Below are 3,024 nucleotides of genomic sequence, written 5' to 3'. Positions count from 1 at the left end.
CCAACGGAACCAGGCGGCTCAGCGCCACTCGCTCACCCCGCCATCGTCACGCGACCGACGATGCACTAACTTCGAACCTGGGCCACCGAATGGGGCAGGCCAATTACATTTTTTCTTTGACTGTCGCGTCTAAAAATGTGCTGCCCCGGCGGGTCTGTGCGAGACCATCTAGGCGTAACATAACTACTTAAACTGGCTCGCTCTTTAATCCGGCAGATTCGGCGAGCATAACAGGAGATAACAATGTAGAAGAGCATGAATTATTTGCTTTTGATTAAAACGGGGAAGACAGCCATATTGAGAGTATTTAAGAGTTATTTCGAGGTGGGCGACCACAAAATTCACCCGCCGAGACGACAAGGCATCGTCCGATGCCAACTCAGGTGCAGATAAATGTCATGCCGTGGAGATAAAATAATGGCACTAAATCTGTTCAAAAGGAAAAAATATGCCGACTTGGCTGCCAGGGTGGCGGGAGTTACTGACATTTTAATAAGGAATGCTAACTTGGATGGCGGCATACTATTCTTCGAGGAGGATGGGCAAATTGAATTTTCACTGAAGTCGTATTTGAGCGGAAGCAGTTTATTGACCCAAATTGCGCTCGGAGTTGAGCATTCGGATGTCGAAGTAACTCCTAAACTATATCTTAATTATGGATCTGGGTACTCCGAGGAAAGTACAATATTTTTGAGAAAACACGAAGATGACGAGCGAGCAATCTGGATTGGTTACATACTTTTCCCAAATATACTGAAAAGCGCAAGGCTTGATATTACAGAATCAAAATCGCAAGTGAAAATAGGTTCGCTTGTCGCGCAAAAAGCCCCTGTTGGCCATTTTATCGAAAGATTTCTAGCTCTTGGTAATGCAGGTGCTGCGGATCTTGTCGCGCGTAAAGCGATAGCGGCTGTGGGATACATGGAGCAATACCGAAGCACTATCGTTGGAAAAGGCGAAAGTGAAAGTTATGCTTTGCTTGCCGCAGCCGCAATGCATGGAGCAAATGTGGATACGGCGGACGCATCTGCTGCCGACGAAAGATATCTTTCATATATATCGCGAACTGAAGAGCTTAGTTCTGCCGACATAATTTACATGGAAGATGTGTATCAAAGCTGGGCGCGCAAGCCACTGCTCTCCATAATCATGCCTGTATTTAATCCGCCTATACATTTACTGCAAGAAGCTATCTCGTGCCTGCAGAAGCAGGCCTATCCTAATTGGGAGTTGTGCATTGCAGATGATGCTTCTCCAGACCCCGCCATACGACAGCTGCTTTTAGATGTATCTGACCAGGACTCGCGGATAAAGATTTCTTTTAGAGATGTAAACGGCCATATTTCACAGGCATCTAATTCGGCATCAGAGCTTGCTTCCGGCGATTACTACGTTCTGATGGATAACGACGATCTGCTGCCCGCTCATGCGCTTTGGACCGTGGCATATTATATAAATGAGAATCCAGATTGCTCGTTATTGTATTCTGATGAGGACAAGATAAGCATCCAAGGCTTTCGGTGCGATCCATACAATAAGGGTAAGTTTGACCGTTTTCTGATGTATGGACACAATATGTTCAGCCATCTGGGTGTTTATCGGCGGGACATTTTTATCCAGGCCGGCGGGTTCAGACGAGGATATGAAGGAAGCCAAGACTATGACCTAACGCTTCGCTGTCTCGAATTGTGCGGAGAAGACAATATTGTGCATATTCCTCATGTCCTGTATCATTGGAGACAAATTGCAGGCTCGACATCCATGGGCGCGGGAGAAAAATCTTATGCTTTCGAATCTGCAAAAAAAGCTTTGAATGATCACTTTGTTAGGTGCAACTATCCTCTTGAATCAATAGACTCTGGCGTGCCAGGCGTTGCGGCTGTTCGCACGTTATCCGTAGACAACCCATCTAAAGTCAGCGTCATTATACCTACTAGAGACGGACTGGATGTGCTAAGACCTTGTATTGACTCGCTGTTAAATTATTCCGATCCGCTAATGGAAATTTTGATTGTTGATAATGGCTCTGAGCAGGCTGAAACGCTTCAGTATTTAGATGCCTTGAGTCGGGATGTTCGACGCATAAAAATTATCCGGTCCGATGAGCCTTTTAATTTCTCGCGCCTTTGCAATCTCGGCGTATCGAAGTCATCTGGAGAGATCATCTGTCTGCTTAATAATGACACGGAAGTCATTGCTCCCGGCATGTTCGAAAGGGCGAGAGCTTGGCTTTCCATATCTGACATTGGAATAGTTGGCGCAAGACTGCTGTATCCAGATTATACTGTTCAGCATTTTGGCGTTTATACTGGTGTCGGGGTGCATGGAATTGCAGAGCACTGCTATCATGGCCTTCATGATGGGCATCACTATAACTTTAGTAAAAGCAAATTACTCCAGCAGTTCAATGCCGTCACAGGTGCTTGCCTTTTTGTTCGGAAGGCTGATTACATATCCTGTGGCGGCTGCGATGAAGATCTGCCAGTTGCTTACAATGACGTAGATCTGTGCCTAAAGATAAGAGAGGGCGGTCTTAAAGTCATTTGTGATCCAGGCATAAGACTGTTGCACAAGGAGTCCAAGTCAAGAGGGCGCGACACAACTATCAAGAAGAAGGCCCGCCTTCAGCGAGATGCGGATTTAATGATCAAAAAATGGGGTTCAGAGAAGCTGGTAGACCCCTTCTATAGCCCTAAATTTAAAAAGAATCATGCGACATTTGCAATCGATCCTTATTTGGTTTCACCCCCTTGGAAAGCTAGATGTTTGGTCCCGGCCTTTGGTAGAGCGGGTTTGACATAAGAGCGCCTAACAGAACCGTCTGATCTGGTTGAGAGTGATGAGGCTTGCCGCGAGGCTTGTGAAGGCCTCGTAGATGTCGGCGCGGCGCTCGTAGTGGATGGGCAGACGGCGGAAGCGCTTGAACCATGCGTGGGTTCGCTCGACGACCCAGCGGTGGCGCCCAAGCTTCTCGCTGCTCTCGATGGCCTTTTCGGGCGATGCGCGGGACGATCCCCCGCGCCC

The 3,024-nt window shown here is 47.4% G+C and carries 1 protein-coding gene and 1 pseudogene; one reads left to right on the top strand and one right to left on the bottom strand.

The features are described 5' to 3' along the window. The first annotated feature begins 417 nt into the window (after positions 1 to 417). Positions 418 to 2,802 (top strand): glycosyltransferase family 2 protein, encoded by a 2,385-nt coding sequence (locus tag BM249_RS21480; RefSeq protein ID WP_177232485.1) that lies wholly within the window; start codon positions 418 to 420, stop codon positions 2,800 to 2,802. A gap of 6 nt (positions 2,803 to 2,808) precedes the next feature. On the opposite strand, the pseudogene BM249_RS20930 reads toward BM249_RS21480, so the two are convergent. Continuing rightward, positions 2,809 to 3,024, bottom strand: a pseudogene (locus BM249_RS20930) (transposase); the annotation flags it as partial.

The sequence above is a fragment of the Methylobacterium gossipiicola genome (assembly GCF_900113485.1).
Classification (GTDB): domain Bacteria; phylum Pseudomonadota; class Alphaproteobacteria; order Rhizobiales; family Beijerinckiaceae; genus Methylobacterium; species Methylobacterium gossipiicola.
This window is presented reverse-complemented; position numbering and strand designations above follow the sequence as displayed.